Genomic DNA, 23,350 nt, shown 5'->3' with positions numbered 1-23,350 from the left:
TCAGGATTCAGACAGGTGGCAGCTACGCCTTCCACCCCTTTCGTCAGGATGACGAGGAGTGGGCGGTCAGATCCCCCAGCGGCGCATCGCGGCGATCACCGCGTCGGGTTTTTCCCAGGGGACGAAATGGCCCGCATCGACCTTCTCGATCGTCAGCTCGGGGACATAGTCGGCAAGATCGAGCTGGCTCGGCAGCAGCGCGGTGTCGCGCATGCCCCAGATCACCAGCACCGGCATCTTCATCGGCGGGAAGGGCGCGTCGAGAAAGGCGGGGCGGGGCGGGGTCTCGTCCATCGCGGGGACGACGATCGCACTGGCGCGGTACCAGTTGAGCATCGCGGTCATCGCGCCGGGCTGTGACCATTCGTCGAGATAGGCGGCCTTGTCCTTGCCCGCGATCGCCTGCGTCACGTGATGCGCAAAGGTCGAGCCGAGGAACTTCTCGAGCCCTGTGCCGGTGAGGCCCTGGTCGATACTCGTGTCGCGGAAGCGGCGGATATACTGGCTCGCCTTGCGCTGTTCGGGATCGTCGAAGATCGTCCGCTGGAAGACGAGCGGGTGGGGCGCGTTGACGATCACCAGCCGTTCGATCCGGTCGGGATGCTGGAGCGCGGCCATCCAGGCGACCGCGCCGCCCCAGTCGTGCCCGACCAGCGTGAAGCGGTCGATCTTGAGCTGATCGGCGAGCGCGAGCAGGTCGGCGACGATCTTGTCGGGGGTGTAGTTCGCGACGTCTTCGGGCTTCGACGAGCGCGCATAGCCGCGCTGGTCGGGAGCGATGACATAATGGTCGCGCGCGAGATCGGGAGCGATGTGGCGCCAGGTGCGGTGCGATTCGGGGAAGCCGTGGAGGAGGATGACGGGCGGATGCGCGGGATCGCCGCTGATCGCGACGTCGAGGTCGACGCCGGTGGATAGTCGGAGGCTCTGCAGCTCGGTCATGTCTCTCTCCCGCGTGGTGCCCCGGATCTGGTCGGGGGTCGATATGGTCTGCACCGATAGGGGGAGTGTGCGGTACCACGCGGGGCGGGACAAGGGTCGGATCCATTTTGCGATCCTCCCCCTGGCGGGGGAGGATTTACCTGAGGGTCAGGGGTAGCTGACCGTCTTGGGTATCGCCGGGATCTCGATCCGTTCCTTCTCGTCGCCCGGGACCTTCGGGAAATTGCCCGCATTCCAGTCGCGTTTCGCCTGTTCGATCCGGTCGCGGTTCGAGCTGACGAAGTTCCACCAGACGTGGCGCGGCGTCGTGAACGCGTCGCCGCCGCACAGCATCGCACGGCCGCCGCTTGCCGACCGCAACGTCGCCGCGATCCCGGGGCGCAGGACGTAGAGCACCTGCGGCTCGAGCGGCACGCCCTCCAGCGTCGCCTCGCCCATGGCGAGATAGACCGCGCGCTCCTCCGCCGCCGCGTCGATCGGCACGCTCGCGCCGGGATCGAGCGCGATGTCGGCGTAGATCGTGCCCGAATAGGTCGTGGTCGGCGCGCTCTGCCCCCACAGACTTCCCATGATGATCCGCGAGCGCGCGCCGTGCGCCTCGATCACCGGCAGCTGCGCCTTGGTGACGTGTTCGAACGCGGGATCGATCTCCTCGACCGCCTCGGGCAGCGCCAGCCAGGTCTGGATGCCCGACAGGTTGGGCCCGCCGGTGCGCTCGTCACCGGGCGAGCGTTCGGAATGGACGATGCCGTGACCCGCGGTCATCAGATTGACTGCGCCGGGTTCGATCCGCGCCTTCGTGCCGAGCGAGTCGCGGTGGTCGATCGCGCCGTCGAACAGATAGGTGACGGTCGACAGGTTGATGTGCGGGTGCGGGCGCACGTCGATGCCCGTACCGACCTCGAGATGCGCGGGGCCCATCTGGTCGAAGAACAGGAACGGGCCGACCATCGTCCGGTCCTTGTTCGGCAAGGTGCGGTGGACCTTGAAGCCGCCCAGATCATGCGTCGAGGGCAGGATGGTCTGGAGGACGAAATCATCCAGCATGGCGTGTCTCCGTGGCGTCGAGGAGTTCGACGAGGTCCGCTGGATAGAGGACTTCGTCATGCCCCGCGATGTCGTTTCGGGAAAACCAGCGGTGACCGACGAGCAGCTTGCGCTCCTGATCGGTGAGCCCGCCCGCCGCCACGTCGCACGTATCGACGTCGACGCGGAAATAGCGTTCGTCGGCGGTCACCTCGACGCCCTCGAAGGTGCGGAAGTCGACGACGCGGCGCGCGACCTCGGGGCCGCAATCCATGTCGAGCCCGACCTCTTCCCAAAGCTCGCGACGGGCGGCGGCGGCGTAGCTTTCTCCCGGATCGACCGCGCCGCCCGGCGTGCACCAGAGCGGCGGGCGATCGTCGGGGGTGAAGCGGAACATCAGCACGCGGTCCTGCGCGTCGACGAGCAGGATGCGCGCGGCGGGGCGCGGGGTTCTCACAGCCCGATGCACCTCCCCGGCGAAGGCCGGGGTCCAGTTGGAACGGTCGATATGGCGACGGACGGCCCATCGTTATGCCTGTCCCCCAACTGGACCCCGGCCTTCGCCGGGGAGGTATTGGATGTCGGGAAGCGACCAAGGCTCATGCGGCGTCGAGTTCGGGATAGTGGCGGAAGATGCCGTCGGTGTTGAACGCGATCCGCCGGTCGCTGTTCAGATAGGCCCTGATCGCGGGAATCTCGGCGACCTGGTCGCGGATGCGGGCCAGGTTGGGATAGTCGGGCTCGAGCGTGCGCATCCGCTGCGGGAACATGTAGCGCAGCCCCTCGACGATCTGGAACAGCGAGGTGTCGGCATAGGTCCAGCGATGGTCGATCAGCCATTCGCCCGGATTGGCCTGTGCCGCATCTTCGAAGTGACCGAGGAATTTGGGGAGCCGCTGCTCGCGGAACTGCTTGGCGGCGCGCGCGGCCTCGGGCTTCTGGTCGGCGTAATAGTCCATCATCGCGACCGGGTGGTGGACGTTGTGGACCTCCGCGACGAGATCGGCGAACGTCAGCTGGAGCTGGTTGAGCCACAGCCGATCGGCCATGTTCGACGGCGCGAGGTCGTGGCGTTCGCCCAGATACATCAGGATGTTGGCGACCTGTGCGATCACCAGACCATTGAGTTCGAGATAGGGCGGGGCGAAGGGCGTGCGGCCGGTGCGGTCGTTCAGATCGGCCATCAGTGCCTCGGCACCGCGATCGTGCGCCGCATCCGTATAGGGAATCTCGCCGCCTTCGAGCGCGAGCCGGACGAACTCGCCGCGGCCCTGAAGGCCGGGCCAGTACCAGAGCGTATAGGCCATCATGCCTCTCCAGGCGCGCGCGCCTTGATCGCGAGCGCGTGGATCTGCGTGCTGAGCAGTTCGGCGAGCGCGTGGTTCACGAGGCGTTGCCGGGCGACGCGGTTAAGCCCTTGGAACGCCGGTGCTTCCACCTCGACACGGAAATGCGTCTCGCCGGTGCCGTCGTCACCCATATGTCCGGCATGCAGCGCGCTCTCGTTGACGACGATCAGATGGGTCGGGGCGAGCGCGGCGGTGAGGCGCGCGGTGATCTGGTCCTGTACGGAGCCGGTGGCGAGGTCTGTCATCCGACCTATATAGCCCGTTTTGGATAGACGGGGAGCCGGTGACGCAAGACGCGAGAAAAGAGCGCAAGGACCGGCCCAGCCCCCGTTTCCACGGGCGCGTGGAGGGCAGCGGGCGCGTGTGCATGTGGCCGGGCTGTGCCGAACCCGGCGAATTCCGCGCGCCGCCGCTCGAGGGGCCGAGCGATGGCGGACCGCCGCAATTCCGCTGGTTCTGCCTCGAGCATGTCCGCGCCTTCAACGCAGGCTATAATTATTTCGACGGGATGACCGCGGACGAGATCCACCATGCGCAGCGGCCGATGGCGGGATGGGAGCGCGAGACCCGGGCCTTTGCGCATGGCGGCGGCGACACGCCGCCCAAATGGGCGGACTTTGCCGACCCGATCGATGCGATCGGCGCGCGGTTCGGCGAGCGGGTGGCTGCTGCGCGCAAGGATGGTCGCGTGCTGTCCGATGGCGAGCGACGATCGCTGCGCGTGCTGGGGTTGGGGACCGACACCGACCGCACCGCGCTGCGCAAACGCTATAGCGAACTGGTGCGGCGCTATCATCCCGATCGCAATGGCGGGGACCGGGCGCATGAATCGGAGTTGCAGAAGGTCATCGCCGCCTATCAGCATCTGAAGGGGGCGGCGGCGTTCGCCTGACGGGTCAGGGGGCGGGGAAGCTTGCCCCGTCCTTGGTGCCATGCTCCGTCTCGCGGTCATAGGCGATCTGATAGGCGTCGAGCCGGGCCAGCGCTGCCCGTGCGGCGGCGTCCGCGGTCCGGCAGGTCGCCCGCCTGATCGTGGCCAGGATGTCGCCGCGGTGGCGATAGGTGTAGCGGACATGCCCCGCTTCGTGCCGGGCGAGCGCCGCGACGTAGCGGTCCCAATCGGCGCGCTCGGCGGCGGTCAGCCGGGCGGTCGCGGCGAGTTGCGGCATGCGCACCGTTGCCTTGTATCGGATCGTCGTCGCCGCAAGATCGCAGCCGCCGTGTCTGGTTCGCGGCCAGGACCAGCGCAGGTCCCAGCTGCTCAGCGCATCGACCCGGCGGCCGTCATGCGCATCGGTCGGTCGGGCGGCGTCGATCGCCCGGCGGACCGCCATCGCATCGCCGCCATCGACCGGGTAATAGTCGATCGTCACGTCCGGTATTCCGGCAAACGCGGCGTTAGCCTGCGCGCTCGACTGGCTGGTGAGCCCCGCGATCGCGAGCAGCGCGACGAGGGGCCGGATCGGCAGGGCGTGGTCACGCATCGGCCCAGCGACGGAGCAGATTGTGATAGACGCCGGTCAGCCGGATCGTCGCCGGGTCGCCCATCCCTTGCGCCGCGGCGACCGCCTGCACGCCCTGGTCGAGATCGAACAGGATCCGGCGCGCGCCGTCGTCGCGGACCATCGACTGAAGCCAGAAGAACGACGCGGTCCGCACGCCGCGCGTCACCGGTGTCACACGGTGCAGGCTGGAGGCGGGATAGACGACCATGTGCCCGGCGGGCAACTTGACCGATTGCGGTCCGAACTGATCCTCGATCACCAGTTCGCCGCCGTCATAGCTTTCGGGATCGTCGAGAAAGAGCGTCGCCGACAGGTCGCTGCGGATCCGGAAATCGCTGCCGCGGCGGATACGGATCGCGGTGTCGACGTGCAGCCCGAAATCCTGCCCGCCGGCATAGCGGTTGAACAGCGGCGGGAAGACCTTCAGCGGCAGCGCGGCTGCGATGAACAGCGCCGACTGCCCCAGCGCGTCGAGGATCATGCCGCCGGCGTCCTTCGCCGCGGCGGACTCCTCGGGCAATTGTTCGTTGCGCTTGGCGAGCGCGCTTTGCGTGCCCGAGGTCGCGTTGCCGTCGACCCACTCGGCCGCGTCGATCAACGTACGGACCCGCGCGACGCCGGCGGAATCGAGCACGTCCGGAATCGCGATCAGCACTGCGCGCCCTCCCGCAACGCCGCGACGCCGCGCGTGCGGAACGCCGCGATGTCGCTGGCCGCGAGAAATGCCTGCGCCTTCGAAACGAACGCGGCGTTGCCCCGCGCGCCGGCCTGTTCGAGCCAGCCGAGCGCGGCGTCGATCTCGCCCGCCGCACCGAGCATCCGCGCATGGTTGAAACAGCCGCGGAAATCGCCACCCTCTGCCGCACTCGCATAGCAGGCCGCGGCACGCGCGAGGTCGCGGGGGCAGGCCCATCCATCCTCGGCGAAGCTGCCGACGAAGTTGATCGCCTTCGCGCTGGCAAGCCCTGTGTTCATCGCCGCAACGTTCTCCAGCAGGGCGAGCGCGGCCGGCCTGTCCTCGGGCACGCCGTCGCCCAGCGCCAGCAGCGTCGCGTAATTGTACATCGCCCAGTCGAGCCCGCGCGCAGCCGCGACCCGGTAGCATTCGGCCGCGCGCGCCTTGTCGACCGGCGTGCCCCAGCCGAGATCGTAGCAGCGCCCGACCATGTTGAGCGCCATCACGTGATGCTGCGCCGCCGCCCTGATGAACCAGGCCAGCGCGGCAGCCGGATCGGCCGCGACGCCGGTCCCGTCGAGCAGCATCTGCCCGTAGACCGCCTGTGCCTCCGCCACGCCGGCGTCTGCCGCCTCGCGCACGAACGCCGCGCGCTCCTCCGGACTGCCGGAGAGGCGCGCGGCGATGGCGTCGGGCGAAAGTGTGTCTAGCGCCGTCACTCTGGCCCTCAGAACCGCAGGTTGACCGTGCCGAACACCGTACGGCCCGCGGCGAGCGTGGCATAGTGGCTGGCATAGGTCTGCGAGAAATAGGTCTTGTTGGTCAGGTTCTGCGCGTTGACGCTGAGGTCGATCATGTCGGTCAGCTTGTAGCTGGCCCGCGCATCGAACCGCCAGTAACCGGGCGTGCTGCGGGTGAGGACCTTGGTCGCGGGGGTTACCGTGACGACGCCCGCCGCAGTCTGTCGCGCGGCGCGATTGTCGGCATAGCCGCCGATCTGTTCGTCCATGTACAGCGCGGTGCCGCCGATCTGCAGCCGCTTCGTCACGTCGATATTGGTCGTTGCGGTGAAGCTGTTCTTCGCGGTCTGCGGCACCTGCTTGCCGGTGTTGACCGATACGACGCCGGTGGTCCGCGCAGGCTGGACGACGGTCGTCACCCCGTTTGCGGTCGTCGTGATCGCGGGGGCGGTCAGCGTCGTGAAGCCGCCGTCGATGATTTTCGGGTCGAGATGTGTGAAGCCGCCGAAGACGGTCCAGCCGGGGAGGATCGTCCCGCTGACGTTGAACTCGAACCCGCGGATCCGCGTCTCGCCGATGAACGACGCGGTGTTCGTGTCGTCGAGCACGCGCGCGTTGGAAATCTCCGTCTGGAACACCGCCGCGCCGAGCTGCAGCTTCTCGGCGAACAGGCTCGCCTTGGCGCCGACCTCGTACGACTTGGTCTTTTGCGGCTTCAACAGCCCGAGCACTGCGGCGGTGATCGCGTTATCCTCGCGGCCTTCGCCGAGCAGGCTGTTCGGCGGCGTCGCGGCGGTCGCGTAGCTCGCATAGAGGCTGGTTTCGGGGGTCGGCTTGAAGACGAGCCCTGCTTGCCAGTTGAAGAGGTTGTCAACGCGCGTGAGCTTCGTCTGCGTTGCGCCCGGCAGCGTGATCGTCGATTCGAACCGGTCGTAACGCGCACCCAGGTTCAGGATCAGCGCGGGGATCAGCGTGATCGAATCGAACGCGTAGACCGCCTTGGTATTGGCGTCGTTCTGCGTTTCGGTGGACAGCGCGCCCCGTGCGATCGGGGTCTGCGTCGTCGACGTGTCGCTCGCGTAGTTGACCCATGGCGCATAGGGATCCGGATCGAACAGGCTGACGCAATAGGAGCGCGCGATCGTCGCCGTGTTGCAGCGTGGCGAGATCGTCGAGCCGTTCGCCGACACGAACGTGCCGCGCCGCGTCTTTTCCCACGAAAGCTCGGTGCCGAGCGAGAAGCTGTGCTCGATGCCGCCGGTATTGAATTTGCCGTACAGGTCGGTCTGGTCGACGATGCTTTCGCTATAGCCGTAGCGCGTGTTGCCGCGCGTCCAGACATAGCCGCCATTGGTCACGTTCGCGCCCGTATTGGTCGCGGTGGTGCCATAGACATTGCCCTGGCTGTCGTCGGGGAGGGTGAAGATGAAGCTTTGCGTGCTGTGCGTGTAGCGCGCGGTGTTGCGCAGCGTGATGCCGCCGAAATCATGCTCGACGCGGATCGTCGCCTGGTTGGTGTCGGCGTCGCGGAAGTCGCGCGCGGCCAGCCCGTAGAAGTTTTTCCGGGAGACAAAGCCGGTCTGGCCGCCCGCGGTCGTCACGGTACCGAGCGCGGGCCGTGTCGTGACGCTGCCGGTGCCGGGGTGATTGTTGATCGTGTAGAGATAGGGAATGCCGCTGTCGGGCAGTTCGCTGCTTTCCATATGATAGAAGCTCGCGGTCAGCCGGGTCGGCGTGCCGAGCCCGATCGCGACGGAGGGCGCGATGCCCCAGCGCTTCTGCCAGATCGCATCGCGACCCGCGACGTCCTGGTCGTGCCACATGCCCTGGATCCGGAACGCCGCGGTGTCGGAGATCTTGAGGTTCAGGTCGCCGGTGACGCGCTTATAGTCCGCCTCGCCATAGCTGCCGCTGAGCGAGCCGAACGTGTCGAGCACGGGCAGGCGCGACAGGATGTTGATCGTGCCGCCCGCCGAGCCGCGGCCGCCGAGCGTCGAATCGGACCCGCGGACGATCTGGACCGATTCGACCGCGAACACCTCGCGCGTCTGCGAGGCGAGGTCGCGGACACCGTCGACGAAGATGCTGCCCTGGCTGTCGAACCCGCGGATGAAGGGGCGGTCGCCGATCGGATTGCCGCCCTCCGCGGCGCCGAAGGTGATGCCGGGCACGGTGCGCAGCGCATCCGCGAGGCTGTTCGATCCGGTCTGTTCGATCACCTCCTTGGGCAGGACGATGATCGAGCGCGGGGTATCGACCAGCGGCGCGACCTGTTTCGGGCCGGCGTCGCGTTCGCGGTGGCCGTTGACCAGGATCTCGTCACGGTGCTGCACGTCGGCCGTGTCCGTCGTGGCCTTGGGCGTCGCTGTCGTCCGGTCGGCATCGGCGGCGAACGCCGGCGCGGTCGTGAAGGCACCGATGCAGGACAGGGCCAGGAAGGCGGGCATCGTGGCAGGACGCGGCGCGACGCCCCGCGGCGAAACAGTCGACATAGTGAAACCCCTTTTGCTCTTGGAGTATCGCTATTGAGAGTCGTTCGCACTGTCAATGCTAATGCGACTGGTTCTCAAGTCGACGAGGCGAACAGCCAGCTCCGCAAGGCGCTGGCGAGGTTCGGGGGTGCGTCCGCGACGATGCGCAGCGCGTCGATCTCGGCCACCAGCGCGGACAAGGGCAGGCCGAGCCGGACCGCCTCGCGCTCCAGCGCCTGCCAGAAGATCGGTTCGAGGCTGATCGATGTCTGGTGACCGGCGATCGTGATCGACCGCTTCACGGGGCCTGCAAACCCGCCGCGCGGGGGGGCGATCACGCGCGCGGTGGCCGAATGGCCGTCACTCGGTGTCGAAGAGCGATGCGAGCTGTTCGATGATCGTCCCGCCGAGCTGTTCGACGTCCATGATCGTCACGGCGCGCGCATAATAGCGCGTCACGTCGTGGCCGATGCCGATCGCGACGAGCTCGACCGGCGACCTGGTCTCGATCCAGCCGATCACCTGACGCAGATGGCGTTCGAGATAGGAGCCCGAATTTACGCTGAGCGTCGAATCGTCGACCGGCGCGCCATCGCTGATCACCATCAGGATGCGGCGTTCCTCGGGCCGCGCGACGAGCCGGGCGTGCGCCCACATCAGCGCCTCGCCGTCGATATTCTCCTTCAGCAACCCCTCGCGCATCATCAGCCCGAGCGAGTTGCGTGCGCGCCGCCACGGTTCGTCGGCACGCTTGTAGACGATGTGGCGGATGTCGTTGAGACGGCCGGGCTGGGGCGGACGACCTGCTGCGAGCCAGGTCTCGCGCGACTGGCCGCCCTTCCACGCGCGCGTGGTGAAGCCAAGGATCTCGGTCTTCACGCCGCAGCGTTCGAGCGTACGCGCGAGGATGTCCGCGCTGATCGCCGCGATCGAGATCGGACGTCCGCGCATCGACCCCGAATTGTCGATCAGCAACGTGACGACGGTGTCGCGGAAATCGGTCTCGCGCTCGGCCTTGTAGCTGAGCGACAGCGTGGGGTTGACGATCACGCGGGCGAGACGCGCCGCGTCGAGAATGCCCTCTTCCTGGTCGAAATCCCACGAGCGCGACTGCTGCGCCATCAGGCGGCGTTGCAGGCGGTTGGCGAGCTTCGAGACCGCGGACTGCAGATGGACGAGCTGCTGGTCGAGATAGCCGCGCAGTCGTGCCAGTTCCTCGGCATCGCACAGCTCGGTCGCGGCGATCACCTCGTCGAACTGCGTCGTCCATGGCTTGTAGTCGAACGCGGTGCCCATGTCCGCCATCGGGCGGTTGGGGCGGACGGGCTGCATGCCCTCCTCGCCGTCATCGCCGGGCTCGCCGTCGATGTCGTCCATCGACTCGTCGCTCTGCTCCTGGCCGTCGCTTTCCTCGTTCTGCTGCTCGGACTGTTCGCCGCGCGCCTCGACTTCGCCCTGGCCGTCCTCGCCCTGGTCGTCGCCTTCGTCGCCCTCGTCCTGCTGCTGCTCGTCGGTGCCCTCGTCCTCGGAGCCGCCCTCTTCGCTCTCCTCGGGAACCTGGTCCGCCTGGACGAGCTCGAGCTCGGCGAGCATCTTGCGCGCCAGGCCCTGGAACGTCTTCTGGTCGTCGATCGCATAGGCCAGCGCGTCGAGATCGGTCTTCTGCTCGATCCATTCGCGTACCAGCGCGAGGCCGGGGGCGGCGACCGCAGGCGATTCCTGCCCGGTCAGCCGCTCGCGCACCATCAGCCCGAGCGCGGTCGACAGCGGCACCTCGTCCCGGTTGCGCGCGCGCGTGATCGGGTCGGCGCGCAGCCGGACGTCGAGCGCCATGGCGAGATTGTCGGTGATGCCGGCATAGCCGCGCGACCCCAGCGCCTCGACGCGTGCGGTCTCGACCGCGTCGAACACCGCACGCGCGACCGCCTCGACCGGTGCGGCACGGTTGTGCAGCGCGATGTCGTGATGCTTCAGCTGAAGCGCGAAGCCGTCGGCGAACCCGCGCGCTTCCGCGACCTGTTCGGGCGGCAGCGCGCGCGCGGGCATCGGCACCTTGATGTGCTTGCCCGACTGCGCCGGCGCGTCCGCGGTGAAGGCGAGCTCGACCTCGGGCTCCTCCGCGATCGCACGCGCGGTGCCGGCGAGAACCGCCTTGAACCGGTCGAGGGGCGTTTCGTTCGCCAAGGCCTCAGGCCTTGCCCATCACGCTCTCGGGCAGGTCCTTGCCGAACACGCGCTGGTAATATTCCGCGACCAGCGACCGCTCTGCCTCGTCGCACTTGTTGAGGAACGACAGGCGGAACGCAAAGCCGACGTCACCGAAGATCAGCGCGTTCTGCGCCCAGGTGATGACGGTACGCGGGCTCATCACGGTCGAGATGTCGCCGTTGACGAACCCCTTGCGGGTCATGTCGGCGACGCGGACCATATTTTCGACGACCTTCTTGCCGTCGGGCTTGTCATATTCGCCCGACTTGGCGAGCACGATCTGCGCCTCGACCTTGGCGGGGAGGTAGTTGAGCGTGACGACGATGTTCCAGCGGTCCATCTGACCCTGGTTGATCTGCTGCGTGCCGTGATACAGCCCGCTGGTGTCGCCGAGGCCGACCGTGTTGGCGGTCGCGAACAGGCGGAACCAGGGGTTCGGGCGGATCACGCGGTTCTGATCGAGCAGCGTCAGCTTGCCCTCGGTCTCGAGCACCCGCTGGATCACGAACATCACGTCGGGACGCCCAGCGTCATATTCGTCGAACACGAGCGCGGTCGGGGTCTGCAGCGCCCAGGGGAGCAGGCCTTCGCGGAACTCGGTGATTTGCTGGCCGTCCTTCAGGACGATCGCGTCGCGGCCGATCAGGTCGATACGGCTGATATGCGCGTCGAGGTTGATGCGGATGCACGGCCATTTCAGGCGCGCCGCGACCTGTTCGATATGCGTCGACTTGCCGGTGCCGTGATAGCCCTGGACCATCACGCGGCGGTTGTGCGCAAAGCCCGCAAGGACCGCGAGCGTCGTGTCCGCGTCGAAGACATAGGCGGGATCGAGATCGGGAACGCGCTCGTCCGCCTCGGAGAAGGCGGGCACCTCCATGTCGGAATCGATCCCGAACATCTCGCGCACCTTCACCATGCGGTCGGGGGCGTCGAGAATCGTCGTCTCGCGGCTGTCAGGCTGGGTATTGGGGATATCGGTCATGCTGGCCTCGTGTTCCCGGTAGCTCTAGGCCAAGCGCGGGTGAATACTCAACCGCGACGTACGCGATTGTCGGGAAGACATCATCGAACCGCCGGACGCGCGATGGGTTCCCGCCCCGCCGGGAATGCGGCGGGGCAGGGCTTCGGTTTGCGCCTATCGGCCGAGCAGGACGCGCGCCTGGCTGGCGATCTGCGCGAGCATCGCGGCGTTCGGGACGGCGGCGTGGCGTGCACGGTCGATCACCGCCTTGAACTGCGCGACGCGGGTGGCATTGCTCGCCAGCCATGTGTCGACCGCGCCTTGCGGATCCTTGGCCCCGCACCGTGCGAGGAACTCCAGCCGCAACTGCTGGAAATCGCGCGCAAGTCCGGCGATCAACAGGCGTTCCCAGGGATCCGACGGCGTGATCCGCGCGGCATTCGCCTGTGCCCAGTCGAGCCCGAGCGCCTGTCCCAGATGCGTGAAGGCGCGGGTCAGCACCGCCTCGTCGAGCGCGAGGCGCTCGCCGAGGTCGGCAAGCCCGACCGCACCGTCGAGCTCGAACAGCCGGACCACCTTGATCGCGAGGTCGTGCGGGGCACCCGCCGTCTCGAGCTGCGCGGCGATGCGGTCGCTCTGCGCACTCGCCTCCTCGAGCAGCAGCGCCTTGGTCTGGCCATCGAGATGCGTGATCCCCTTGGCGAGGCGCGCGAGTACGGCACCGGGCATCGTGCCGGGCGCGGACACGCGGAGCAGATCCGCGATCTGCGAGCGCGTGGCGACCGCCACCTCGTCGAACAGCGCGATGCGTGCGGCTTCGGGCATCGGTCGTGACTCGATGTCCGCCCAGAGCGAGGGCAGGTCGAACAGCCGTTCGGCGACGACGAACATCGCCGCGATATCGCCCATCGCCGCGCCTTCCTCCTCGGCAAGCTCGAACGGGTGGAGCACGCCGAGCCGGTTGACGATGCGGTTGGCGAGCTTGGTCGCGACGATCTGGCCGCGCAGCCGGTGGTCGTCGATCGCCTGCGCGAAATGCTCGCGCATCGCGGCCGGGAAGGCGGCGTGAAGATCGGGTTTCAGCGCGGGGTCGTCGCCGAGCCCGGCATGCTCGATCGAATCCTGCAGCGCGAGCTTCGCGGTGGCGAGCAGCACCGCGAGTTCGGGACGCGTCAGGCCATGGCCGTCGAGCCCGCGGCGGAGCAGGTCGTCATTGGCGGCCAGCCCCTCGACCGCGCGATCGAGCCGTCCGCTGCCCTCGAAGATCTCGATGACGCGGACATAGCTCGGCATCGATCCCGGGCCGCCACCGCCGCCGGTCGCGCCGCCAAGGCCGCCGGGCCCTGCCAAGGCTCCCGCGCCCTCGGCGATCGACAGCGCGAGCGTCTGGAGCCGGTTGTCCTCGAGCACGAGATGCGCGACGTCGTCGGTCATGCTGGCGAGCAGCGCGTTGCGATCCTCATATCCCAGGCGTCCCTCGATCATCTCGCGGTTCAGCGCGATCTTGATGTTGACCTCGTTGTCCGAGCAGTCGACGCCCGCCGAATTGTCGATGAAGTCGGTGTTGATTCGCCCGCCGCGCTCGGAAAACGCGATGCGCGCGGCCTGCGTGACGCCGAGATTGGCGCCTTCGCCGATCGCGGTGACGCGCAGATCCTCGGCGTTGACACGCAGCCGGTCGTTGGCGGGATCGCCGACCTGGACGTTGTTCTCGGATGCCGCCTTCACATAGGTGCCGATGCCGCCGAACCAGAGCAGGTCGGCGGGCGCCTTGAGGATCGCGGAGATCAGCGCGCCGGGTTCGATCTCGTCGACCGCGATGCCGAGCACGGCCTGCGCCTCGGGCGAGAGACGGATGACCTTGGCGGTGCGCGGAAAGACGCCGCCGCCTTCGGAGATCAGCGCGGTGTCGTAATCGGCCCAGCTCGAGCGGGGGAGGGCGAACATGCGCGCGCGCTCGTCCCAGCTTGCGGCGGGATCCGGGTTCGGATCGATGAAGATGTGGCGATGGTCGAACGCCGCGACGATCTTGAGCGACTTCGACAGCAGCATGCCGTTGCCGAACACGTCGCCCGACATGTCGCCGCAGCCGACGACGGTGATCGGATCGCTCTGCACGTCGATGCCGCGCTCGGCGAAGTGACGCTGGACCGAGACCCAGGCGCCCTTGGCGGTGATGCCCATCGCCTTGTGATCATAGCCGACCGAGCCGCCGCTCGCGAACGCGTCGCCCAGCCAGAAATCGCGGTCGAGCGCGAGCGCGTTGGCGACGTCGCTGAACGTCGCGGTGCCCTTGTCCGCGGCGACGACGAAATAGGGATCCTCGCCGTCGAGGATTGCGACGCCCTTCGGATGGACGACCTTGCCCTCGACGATGTTGTCGGTGATCGACAGCAGCGTGCGGATGAAGATCCGGTAGCTCTCGGTCCCTTCCGCCAGCCACGCGTCGCGGTTCGACGGGGCGGGGAGCTGTTTGGGATAAAAGCCGCCCTTCGCGCCGGTCGGCACGATCACCGCGTTCTTCACGCGCTGCGCCTTCATGAGCCCGAGAATCTCGGTGCGGAAATCGTCGCGACGGTCGGACCAGCGCAGCCCGCCGCGCGCGACCGGGCCGGCGCGCAGATGTATGCCCTCGATCCGCGGGCTGTATACCCAGATCTCGCGCCACGGCACGGGCGCGGGGAGGCCGGGGATCAGGTGGCTGTCGAGCTTGAACGCGAGCGCTTCGACTGCGGCGGGCGTGAAGGCGTTGGTGCGCAGCGTCGCGCCGACCAGGCTATGATAGGCGCGCAGGATGCGGTCGTCGTCGATCGCGGTCACAGCATCGAGTCCCGCTTCGATCGTCGCATCGGCGTCGGCGGGATGCCCGGCATCGGCCGGATCATGCGCGGCGGCGAAGCGCGCGATCAGCGCGGTCGCGACTCTCGGCGCGCGGCGCAGCGCGTCGACCACCGTCGTCAGGCCGTAGGGCAGTCCCGCCTGGCGCAGATAGCGGAACCAGGCGCGGAACAGCACGACCGCCTGCGGGCTCATGCCGACCTCGACGATCAGCCGGTTGAACGCATCGTTCTCGGCCGCGCCTTCGAGCACCGCGGCGATCGCGCGCTCGAGCGTCGCGGCGTCGGCCTGCGCGACCGCATCGTTCGCCTCGAGCACGAAGTCGTGCACGAAGGGATCGCTGTCCTCCTGCAGCCGGGTCGGCAATTCGCCGATCACGCGGAAGCCGAAATTCTCGAGCACCGGCACGGCATCGGACAGCGGCAGCGCGCCGCCCAGCTTGTAGATCTTGAGCTGGCGGTCTTCGCCGGGCGCGCTGGAGATCAGGCGCACGCCGCGCGAGCCCGACCCGTCGAGCGCGGCGAGCCGCTGGATGTCCTCGGCGGCTTCGGCCGGGCTGCTGAGGTTGCGGTAGTTTTGCGGGAAGGCGGCGGCCCAGCGCAGCGCGAGGCGGGCGGCGCGCGGCGACGGCAATGTCTCGACCAGCGCGGCCTCGACGTCGGACACCCAGCCGCGGACCATCCGCTGCAGCCTGAGCGCGAGCGGCGCGACGTCGGGTACGCGGCCTTCGCCGCGCAGGTCGAGCGTGTAGCGCAGCATCGCGGTCTCGCCGTCCTCGAGCGCGATCGACCAGTTCAGCACGGTGGCATTCGCGGCCTCGGCGAGCATCTCGCCGATCGCGGTGCGGCGGCCGGTCGTGACGTCGTCGCGCGGCAGCCAGACGAAGCCGAACAGATGGCGGCCGAGCGGCGATGCGACCAGCACCAGCGCGGGACGCGGCCGGTCGGCCAGGCTCATCGCGGTCAGCGCGAGTTCCTCGAGCGCGTCGGGCGCGAACGCGATGACGAGATCATGGGGCAGGGCGGTGAATGCGTGGGTCAGCGCCTTGCCCGCATGGCCGCGCGGATCGAAGCCGAACTTCGCCTTCATCGCGGCGAGCCGGGTGCGCAGGATCGGCACGTCGCGCGGCATCGTCGCCAGCGCCGCGCTGGTCCACAGACCGCTGTAGATCGACAGTCCCGCGATCGTCTCGCCCTCGATCACCGGCACGACGACCAGATCGAGCGGGACGGCGCGGTGGACGGTCGAGATCAGGTTCGACTTCAGCAGCAGCGGGGCGAGATTGCCCGCCTCGAACCACTGGATCGCGAGCGCTCGCGAGGCCTCCGCCAGGATCGGCACGGCATGCGGATTGCGCGCGATGCCAAGCGCGGCGCCGCCGCTGCCGTCGCGGTGCCAGACCTGATGCCCGAGCAGCGTCAGATGGCCGTCGAGGAACCAGCGCAGCAGCGCGGCGCCCTCCGCATCAGGGCCGTCGCTGTGGAGCAGCGCGATATCAGTTGCCATTGCGCCCTGCATCGCGCGCCAGTCCTTCACCGCCGCGCGCACATCGGCGAGAACCCCGGTCAGTTCCTCGATCAGCCCGCGCCGATCGCGGGCGTCGGCGCGCTCCATCTCGAGATAGATCATCGATTCGGCAGGGCCGGTGTCACCGATCGCCTGGAGCAAGCCATCGGGGCTGCGCGTCGTGTGAACGACCGGGTGGATGATGCGATCGATCGCGATGTCCTGCGCGGCGATTGCGGCGGAAATCGAATCGACCAGGAATGGCATGTCGTCGTTGACGATCGCCAGCCGCATGCGGCGGCGCGTGTCGTCGGCGCTGATCGGTTCGAGCGCGATGGCGGGCGCGCCATCGTCGCGGCGAAGCGCCGTGGCGACGACGAAAGCCGCGGCGTGCGCCGCCTCCGTCGTGCCGAAGTCCTTGAGTTCGCCCGGAAGCGCGCGTTCGGTCAACCGGGCGGCGAGCGCGTCGGTCAGCGTCGTGGAAAGATCAGCCATGACCGCGCCTATGCGCCGGGTAGGATACGACCTCAAGGCTTGTGGCAGGTGCGAACACCGCTGTTGCGGTGCAGCATTCGGAGGCGCATCGGCGCGGCGCGAACACGGTTTCCGCCTACCCGATCGCGGCCATCGCCTGCGCGGTGAGGGCCGCGTCGTCGGTGATCGTGCCGATGATGTCGAGCCCGCCATCCACCCCCGCGCGGGCGACAAGCAGGACAATCGCGCCGGGCTCCGCATCGGTCCGGAGCACGACATGCGCCAGCGTGTCGGGTGCCGGGCCGTCGGTCGGGCCGGTCGCCGCTATGGGGTCGGCGAATTCGGCACTCGGCCCGTCGGCCCAGATCGGCACGCCCGGCGAGGTGGCGGGCGCGTGCCCGGCCGACGCCAGCGACGCACCGAGCCCCGGCATCATCGGCGCGTGGCGGGCATAGGCGGTGAGCCCGGACGCGGGCACCGGCGCGGCGCGAACCGCCGCCTCGAGCTCGGCGGCGAGCGTCGCCTGCATCCGGTCGTCGGCGAGTTCCTTCCAGTTGATCACGCCATATAGGAAATCGATGCCCTCGTCGCTCGACGAGAACGGCATGAGGATGCCGCGGTACAGCGTCGTGCGCCCGCGGCTGTTGACGAATTCGGCCTCGAACCCGATCGGCGCGCGATTCGCGATGATCTGCAGATAATGATCGGTCAGCCGCGACAGCAGCGACCGGCTCGGCACGTCGGCGATCGACGTGATCGGCCCGACCAGCCCGCATTCCTCACGCAGCTTGGCGCCGAGATAGGCGATTCGCGGATCGTCGATCGTCATCACCGCTGCGGCATCCCGATCCGCACCCGTGCCCGGATCGGTGCGGAAGTCGAGCAGCACGCTGTGCGGGCCGAAATCGGCGATCGAGCCGGGATCGAGGTCCGCGATCTTCGGATAGGGGCGTCCCCTCAGCAGCGACACCCAGTGGTTATAGGCGCGGACGTGCATCCGGCGTTCGTCCCCGCCCAGATCGAACATCACGTCGTTGACGCCCGCGTCGGTCGCCCCGCCGGGAAGTCCCGTCGCGGCCTCGTCGATCTCGCCGTATTCGCCGTCCGGCTCGCGTCGCATGCCCATACCGAAAACTTCCCCGTTCACTTACGGCTGCTTGTGCACGCTGCTTGGTAAACGGCACGTAAATGCGGGTTAGTGCTTGTCACCGCAATTTTCCCCTGTTAAGCGCCGCCCCCTCGACCGGAGATATCCGTCATCGGGCCGCTTTAGCTCAGCTGGTAGAGCATCGCATTCGTAATGCGGGGGTCACAGGTTCGAGTCCTGTAAGCGGCACCATACTACAGAAGCGCGGTTGAGCAGGGCGAATTTTAAGATTTGCTTGCGTTGCGCTTGGCTTGTAGGATAATGTTTCTCTTATGTTCTCACCGCCGCAATAGGCGGGGGATGGCATGGTCCAGACATCAGGCACCAGTAAGCGGACCGCATTTTCACGGTGGCTACGGACGGGCATGGTGCCATCGGCGCTAGGTCCTGACGGTCTCGAACTCAAATTCAATCCATGGCAGATCCGGCGGACGGCCGGTTTACATTTGCAGGCGCGGGGCGTCATGATGGATCGACCCAAACCGATACGACGAGCGCCAGAAACGATCGTGCGCGTTCTGGGAGCGGTCGCGCTCCAAGCCCAGGGGATAATCATACATCGCGGACCGCAAAACCGCCAAAGGCTGAAACGCCCCGCGCCCGATCGCTCACGGGCGACGACCCGAAATCGGTAGAACGCAGGTCGGCCAAGGTGCAGTCCACGCGGATCCCGGGAGCGCGGCCCGGTGGTCAGCCGAACCCCGTCGCCGAATTCGTTGATGGCGTCGGTCAGGGACTTATGATGTTGGGGAAGGAACCGTGGCGGGAGTCCATGCTGCGCTAACAACAAATCCGGTAACGACTGTTCGCAACGCCGGCCGTGGCATCGCGGCCATGATCGACACCGCAATCACTGCTGAGGATACCCCGGCCCATATCCAGGCCTCCCGCGCGGCAAGCGCCGTTGCCAACGCCTCGGCGCGGGACATCGGTCGCGCCGCAGGAAAGGTTGCTGGGAACGTCGCGCTGGCGGTAGCGCCGGGGGCGGCGCTCTCCAAGGCTGCCGCATTGCGCCGACTCGCTATCGCGAGGCCGCGTATAACCTTTGACCCGCCGCAAATCGGCTGGGTCAAGGAGACGACCAAGTCAAAAAAGCCTTGGAAACCCTATAACGATTCGGCGCCCGGCGCGCGCGCCGGTCAGGCGCTAACGTTGATGCGGACGATGCCCAACGGTTCTCAGCGGCCGGTGAAGTCTGACGGCATTCAGGGCGATTATATGGTCGACCGAAAATGGGCTGTCGTAAACAGGCCTCGTTCGCGCGCCCAGATTTTGCGGCAGTCGGAGGTATTAGCACAACACCGTCTGATCGGGACGTGGGAGGTCCCTACGCCTGTCGAGAAAACCAAAGCACTGAAACTGCTCAAGCAGATGAGCATCACGAACATCCATGTAAAGGTTGTGAAGCCATGATCGCTATGCAGGTTGCAGAAACTATCGCGGAGTATGCCGTGTTCCTCGAACTGACCGACGACGAGGAACTTAACCCTGACACCGCCGTGAAGATGATGGAAGCCTTAGCTAGCCATCTTCAGGAGATGGACAAGGGATTTCTCCGTGAGCTCGTGAATGCGTTTCCGATCATAGCGGAAGCATATAGTGGCGAGGCGCAAGAGGTGGTGCGCAACATATCTTATAGCTACTATCTTGAAGAGGCTCTTGCAGTTGACGACCCGGTCAAGATGGCTACATTGGAAGCGTTGCGCGACGCGAGGGGCTGAGCGGCCGTCGCTGTGACCCATGAAACCTTCTAAATCCCACTTCGTAGCGCCGCGGTTGCGCGTGAGCGTCGTGAGGCTGTGGGGCAATAGGTACGAGCGCCACTCGCGGCCCTTCGGCAGTCCGAGCTTCGTAAGCATGGTGTCCTAGGCCCGGTCGACATCCTGCACCGCTCGCCCGTGGTAGTTGACCAGCCAGCCGCGACCGGCGCGGTCCCTCAATTTGATTTACGTGAGGTCGCGTATTCGGCCCATAGCCAGCGATCGAGCGTCAGGAGGACGGGCGGCAAAGCTCGATGCTTCTTGTTTTGCGTCCTACCCTGAAGGTTCAGGTCGATCGTTCGTACACCTGGCCACCACTGCGGTCGGCCGCGTTGCCATCGCGGAGTAGTGACGTTAGGAGACAACATATCATCGCATATGAGGAAGTCTCTTGGCACGCTGGACGATGCGGACTGTGACACGATTATCGGGCGGGGGTGTGCCGCTTCGGCTGCGGCACACGCTTGGCGCGATCGGGATGATGGCAGGGTCGCCAGCGCTTGCGCAGGCCGTCGAGGAGCCAGCGGAGCGGAACGAGATCGTCGTGCTGGGGACCCGGACATCGCGGGACGCGACGCTTTCTTCCGATCGCGCGACCGAAGTCATGTCGCAATCGAGCCGGTCGCTCGAACAGGACATCCTGCGGGCGGCGGGCACCTACCGGTTGAGCGACGCGCTGGAGTTGGTGAGCGGCAGCAGCCAGCAGAATAATCGCGGGGGCTTTGCCGACAATTTTGCGATCCGCGGCTTCCTGAGCACAGCGGATGGCGGCGGCGAATATTATACCGATGGCTTCATCGCCAATCGCGGCAGCGCCCCCGCGCGGGACCCCGCGACGATCGAGCGCATCGAGATCCTCAAGGGTCCTGCCGGCGCCGTCTTCGGCGATATCGATCCCGCCGGGCGGGTCAATATGGTCAGCAAGACGCCGCGTTTTGCATCACAGGCGTCGGCTTCGCTGCACTATGGATCGTTCGACACGCGTCGCATCGAACTGGACGCGACGGGGCCGCTGACCGGGACGCTCGCCGCACGGATCGTGGTAGCGACCGAAGACAGCGACGGGTACCGCGATTTCGTGACGGTGAAGCGCCGCGTCGTGTCCCCGTCGCTGACCTTCCGGCCGAGCGACGCCGTACAGCTGACCTACCTCGCGCAGCATATCGTCTATGACGCGCCGTTCGACCGCGGCGTGGCGGCGGTCGATGGCGATCCGCTCGCGCTGCCGGCGTCGCGGTTTCTCGGCGAACCCTCGAACGGGCCAACGCGCGCGCGTGACACCCGACACCAGCTGACCGGCGAAGCGCGGCTGGGCGGGACATGGTCGCTCGTCGGCGGCGTCGCCTATCGGACCGGCACGTTGCGGGGCTTTTCGGCGGATCCGTCGCGCCTCGTCGACGGACACACGCTGTGGCGACAGCGTCGCGAACGGGGTTACGAAGTCGAGGATCTGTCCGCGCGTCTCGAAGTGCGCGGCGAAGTGCAGGCGCTCGGGCTTCATCGTCCGAGCCTGGGCATCAAGGGCTACACGCTCGACTATCTCGAACTGCTGAACCGGCGAAATCCGACCGCAGACAATCCCTATGCGATCGACGTCTTCAACCCCGTCTATGGCGAGACGCAGGCCTTGCCGCTCCTGCCCAGTATCGATCAGCGCGAAACGCGGCGCGTGGTGTCGCTCTACGCGCAGGACGCCTGGGCGGTGACCGATCGGCTCGATCTCGTCGGGGGCATCCGCCTCGACGCCTATCGGCAGCAGCTCGCGCGCAATCTCGTCAAGGCGACGACCGTGTCCAGGGGGCGCCCCGTCAATTTCCGGCTCGGCGCGCGCTATGCCGTCAGCGACGCGCTCTCGGTCCACACCAACTGGGGTGAGTCGTTCCAGCTGAATTCCGGCAGTGGCGCGGGGGGGGTCGCGTTCGCCCCCGAACAAGGGCATGGCTACGAGATCGGCGCGGCGGGCCGCTGGCGCGGTGTCGATGTCGGCCTGACCTGGTTCGATATCAAAAAGAGCAACGTCCTCACGACGGATCCGAACGACGCCAATTTCCTGGCGCCGGTGGGATCGCTGACAAGCCGCGGCGTCGAATTCGATGCGTCGCTGCGGCTTGCCGAGCGGTGGCAGGCGGTGGTGAACTATGCCTGGACCCGGGCGCGCACCGACGATCGGTCGTTCGCCACGCCGCTGGCGCTGAACGTCCCCGATCATTCGGCGACGGCCTTCATCGTGCACCGCTTCGATCCCGGCACCGGCCGGGACTGGCAGATCAGCGGCGGTGTCGCCTATGTCGGCAAGCGGTCCGGCGCGACCGACGCCAGCGGGCTCATGTTGCCCGATTATGTGAAGGTGAAGGCGTCCGCCGACATTCCATTATCGGGTGCGCTGACGGTCCGCGCCGAGGTCGATAACCTGTTCGGCGAGCGCTACGCGCAAAGCTCGTATAATTCGGTCTGGATCTATCCAGGCGCGCCACGCACCGTGCGCGCGTCGCTGCGAGCGGAATTCTGAATGGCGATAATGACGGACCAGACGCGCGCTGCCGCACCCGATCGCGATATCCCGCGCAGGCGACTGGAGAGCATCGACGCGGTGCGCGGGATCGTGATGATCCTGATGCTGCTCGACCATCTGCGCGAGACATGGCTTGTCCTTGTTCCCATGCCCGATCCGGTGGATGCGAACACGGTCATGCCGGCACTCGCGATCGCGCGCTTCGCCGCCAGTTTCTGCGCGCCGATCTTCGTCGCGCTGACCGGCCTTTCCGCCTATCTCTTCGGCGTCAGCCACACGCCGCGCGAAACCGCCGCCTTCCTGGCAAAGCGCGGGTTGCTCCTGATGGCGATCGACGTGCTGTACCTCTCACCACTTTATTGGGGGGTGGTGCCGCAGCCGACCTTCTGGCTGCAGGTGATCTGGTGCCTCGGCCTGTGCATGATCCTTCTGTCCGGGCTGATACGGCTCCCCCGGCCGGCACGCATCGCCCTGGGACTCGTGCTGGTATGTGGCCACAATCTGCTCGATCCCGTTCGACTGCACCAGGGGGACACGCTGTTTCCGGTCTGGGCGCTGCTGCACCAGCGCGACGTCATCGCCCTGCCGTTCGGGTTCCTGGCCAGGACGACCTATCCGATCCTTCCGTGGCTGGGGGTCATGCTGCTCGGTCACGCGATCGGGCCGTGGTTTGACCGCATGGTCGAATCCGCGCAGCGCAGGCGATATCTGACGCGGCTCGGCATCGGGATGATCGTCGGCTTCATCACGCTGCGCGCGTTCAACCTCTATGGCGACGCGCCCTGGCATGTGGTCGACAACAGCCCGCTGCGGACGGCGATCAGCTTCCTGTCGATGACGAAATATCCGCCGTCGCTCCTGTTCCTGCTGCCGACCCTGGGCGGCGGAGCGCTGCTGCTGGCGCAATGCGAGCGACTGGCGAGCTCACGGCTTGTCTCCGGTCTGGCCGTCTTTGGCGCCGCACCGATGTTCTTCTATCTGTTTCATCTCACCATGCTGCGCATCCTCTATCACACCGCGCTGGCGTGGTGGGGGCCGACCGATGGCGCGGTCTTCATGGTCGATGGCTATGCCTGGGTGCTCATCTGGTACGTCGCCCTGATCATACCGTTTGCGCTTCCAACGATGTGGTTCGCACGGTTGAAGCAGCGTCGTCGGGATATTGCGTGGCTGCGGTTTTTCTGATGGCAGGTCCGCATCGGTGCGGTGACGACGCGATCACGCGGCCCCCG

Annotated in this window: 18 protein-coding genes, 1 tRNA gene and 1 pseudogene; 6 read left to right on the top strand and 14 right to left on the bottom strand. The window is 67.1% G+C overall.

What is annotated here, in order from left to right; genetic code table 11:
* Positions 1 to 66: 66 nt before the first annotated feature.
* The 5 genes from J3A66_RS08620 to J3A66_RS08600 all read right to left on the bottom strand — a co-directional run bounded on the left by J3A66_RS08620 (position 67) and on the right by J3A66_RS08600 (position 3,562).
* Positions 67 to 942, bottom strand: coding sequence for an alpha/beta hydrolase (locus J3A66_RS08620; protein ID WP_209568283.1), 876 nt, complete (start codon positions 940 to 942; stop codon positions 67 to 69).
* A gap of 147 nt (positions 943 to 1,089) precedes the next feature.
* On the bottom strand, positions 1,090 to 1,989 hold the full coding sequence (locus tag J3A66_RS08615; RefSeq protein ID WP_209568281.1) for a pirin family protein: 900 nt from the start codon (positions 1,987 to 1,989) through the stop codon (positions 1,090 to 1,092).
* On the bottom strand, positions 1,979 to 2,425 hold the full coding sequence (locus J3A66_RS08610; protein WP_056408949.1) for an NUDIX domain-containing protein: 447 nt from the start codon (positions 2,423 to 2,425) through the stop codon (positions 1,979 to 1,981). The genes J3A66_RS08615 and J3A66_RS08610 overlap by 11 nt, the downstream gene beginning before the upstream one ends.
* Before the next feature lie 142 nt (positions 2,426 to 2,567).
* A complete protein-coding gene (locus J3A66_RS08605; protein ID WP_183936863.1) occupies positions 2,568 to 3,275 on the bottom strand; it encodes a glutathione S-transferase in 708 nt (235 codons plus the stop codon).
* Positions 3,275 to 3,562, bottom strand: coding sequence for a BolA family protein (locus J3A66_RS08600; RefSeq protein WP_209568279.1), 288 nt, complete (start codon positions 3,560 to 3,562; stop codon positions 3,275 to 3,277). The genes J3A66_RS08605 and J3A66_RS08600 overlap by 1 nt, the downstream gene beginning before the upstream one ends.
* A gap of 122 nt (positions 3,563 to 3,684) precedes the next feature.
* Between J3A66_RS08600 and J3A66_RS08595 the strand changes: the two genes are divergently transcribed.
* Complete coding sequence (locus J3A66_RS08595) at positions 3,685 to 4,209, top strand: J domain-containing protein (protein ID WP_209570452.1); 525 nt, start codon at positions 3,685 to 3,687, stop codon at positions 4,207 to 4,209.
* Positions 4,210 to 4,213: 4 nt separating this feature from the next.
* Here J3A66_RS08595 and J3A66_RS08590 read toward each other — a convergent pair whose 3' ends face one another.
* The 9 genes and pseudogenes from J3A66_RS08590 to J3A66_RS08550 all read right to left on the bottom strand — a co-directional run.
* A complete protein-coding gene (locus J3A66_RS08590) occupies positions 4,214 to 4,801 on the bottom strand; it encodes a DUF922 domain-containing protein (RefSeq protein ID WP_209568278.1) in 588 nt (195 codons plus the stop codon).
* Positions 4,794 to 5,477: a Fe2+-dependent dioxygenase gene (locus J3A66_RS08585; RefSeq protein ID WP_209568275.1), complete on the bottom strand. Its 684-nt coding sequence runs from the start codon at positions 5,475 to 5,477 to the stop codon at positions 4,794 to 4,796. The genes J3A66_RS08590 and J3A66_RS08585 overlap by 8 nt, the downstream gene beginning before the upstream one ends.
* Positions 5,471 to 6,217, bottom strand: coding sequence for a tetratricopeptide repeat protein (locus J3A66_RS08580; protein WP_209568273.1), 747 nt, complete (start codon positions 6,215 to 6,217; stop codon positions 5,471 to 5,473). The genes J3A66_RS08585 and J3A66_RS08580 overlap by 7 nt, the downstream gene beginning before the upstream one ends.
* A gap of 8 nt (positions 6,218 to 6,225) precedes the next feature.
* The gene (locus tag J3A66_RS08575; protein WP_209568270.1) at positions 6,226 to 8,730 is read right to left on the bottom strand and encodes a TonB-dependent receptor; all 2,505 of its coding nucleotides are present in this window, start codon (positions 8,728 to 8,730) and stop codon (positions 6,226 to 6,228) included.
* Between the two features lie 74 nt (positions 8,731 to 8,804).
* A complete protein-coding gene (locus J3A66_RS08570) occupies positions 8,805 to 9,047 on the bottom strand; it encodes a ribbon-helix-helix domain-containing protein (protein ID WP_031441063.1) in 243 nt (80 codons plus the stop codon).
* 22 nt (positions 9,048 to 9,069) lie between these two features.
* Positions 9,070 to 10,893, bottom strand: a complete 1,824-nt coding sequence (cobT, locus tag J3A66_RS08565) for a cobaltochelatase subunit CobT (protein ID WP_209568269.1) — start codon at positions 10,891 to 10,893, stop codon at positions 9,070 to 9,072.
* Between the two features lie 4 nt (positions 10,894 to 10,897).
* Positions 10,898 to 11,902 (bottom strand): cobaltochelatase subunit CobS, encoded by a 1,005-nt coding sequence (cobS, locus tag J3A66_RS08560; RefSeq protein WP_031393922.1) that lies wholly within the window; start codon positions 11,900 to 11,902, stop codon positions 10,898 to 10,900.
* Positions 11,903 to 12,055: 153 nt separating this feature from the next.
* On the bottom strand, positions 12,056 to 16,720 hold the full coding sequence (locus J3A66_RS08555) for an NAD-glutamate dehydrogenase domain-containing protein (protein WP_209568267.1): 4,665 nt from the start codon (positions 16,718 to 16,720) through the stop codon (positions 12,056 to 12,058).
* Between the two features lie 472 nt (positions 16,721 to 17,192).
* Positions 17,193 to 17,729, bottom strand: a pseudogene (locus tag J3A66_RS08550) (hypothetical protein); the annotation flags it as partial.
* A 233-nt stretch (positions 17,730 to 17,962) separates the two neighbouring features.
* Between J3A66_RS08550 and J3A66_RS08545 the strand changes: the two are divergent.
* The 5 genes from J3A66_RS08545 (at position 17,963) to J3A66_RS08525 (ending at position 23,303) form a co-directional block, all read left to right on the top strand.
* A tRNA-Thr gene (locus J3A66_RS08545) sits at positions 17,963 to 18,038 on the top strand.
* A gap of 642 nt (positions 18,039 to 18,680) precedes the next feature.
* Positions 18,681 to 19,259, top strand: coding sequence for a hypothetical protein (locus tag J3A66_RS08540; RefSeq protein WP_192098806.1), 579 nt, complete (start codon positions 18,681 to 18,683; stop codon positions 19,257 to 19,259).
* Entirely contained in the window at positions 19,256 to 19,567 is a 312-nt protein-coding gene (locus J3A66_RS08535; RefSeq protein ID WP_209568265.1) for a hypothetical protein, read from the top strand. Before J3A66_RS08540 ends, J3A66_RS08535 begins: the two co-directional genes overlap by 4 nt.
* A gap of 454 nt (positions 19,568 to 20,021) precedes the next feature.
* Positions 20,022 to 22,115: a TonB-dependent siderophore receptor gene (locus J3A66_RS08530; RefSeq protein ID WP_348634020.1), complete on the top strand. Its 2,094-nt coding sequence runs from the start codon at positions 20,022 to 20,024 to the stop codon at positions 22,113 to 22,115.
* A complete protein-coding gene (locus J3A66_RS08525) occupies positions 22,116 to 23,303 on the top strand; it encodes a heparan-alpha-glucosaminide N-acetyltransferase domain-containing protein (RefSeq protein ID WP_209568263.1) in 1,188 nt (395 codons plus the stop codon).
* Positions 23,304 to 23,350: the final 47 nt, after the last annotated feature.

This window comes from Sphingomonas sp. PvP018, from assembly GCF_017876865.1.
Lineage (GTDB): Bacteria > Pseudomonadota > Alphaproteobacteria > Sphingomonadales > Sphingomonadaceae > Sphingomonas > Sphingomonas aerolata.
The sequence above is the reverse complement of the archived record's forward strand: the minus strand, read 5'-3'. Positions and strand labels throughout refer to the sequence as shown.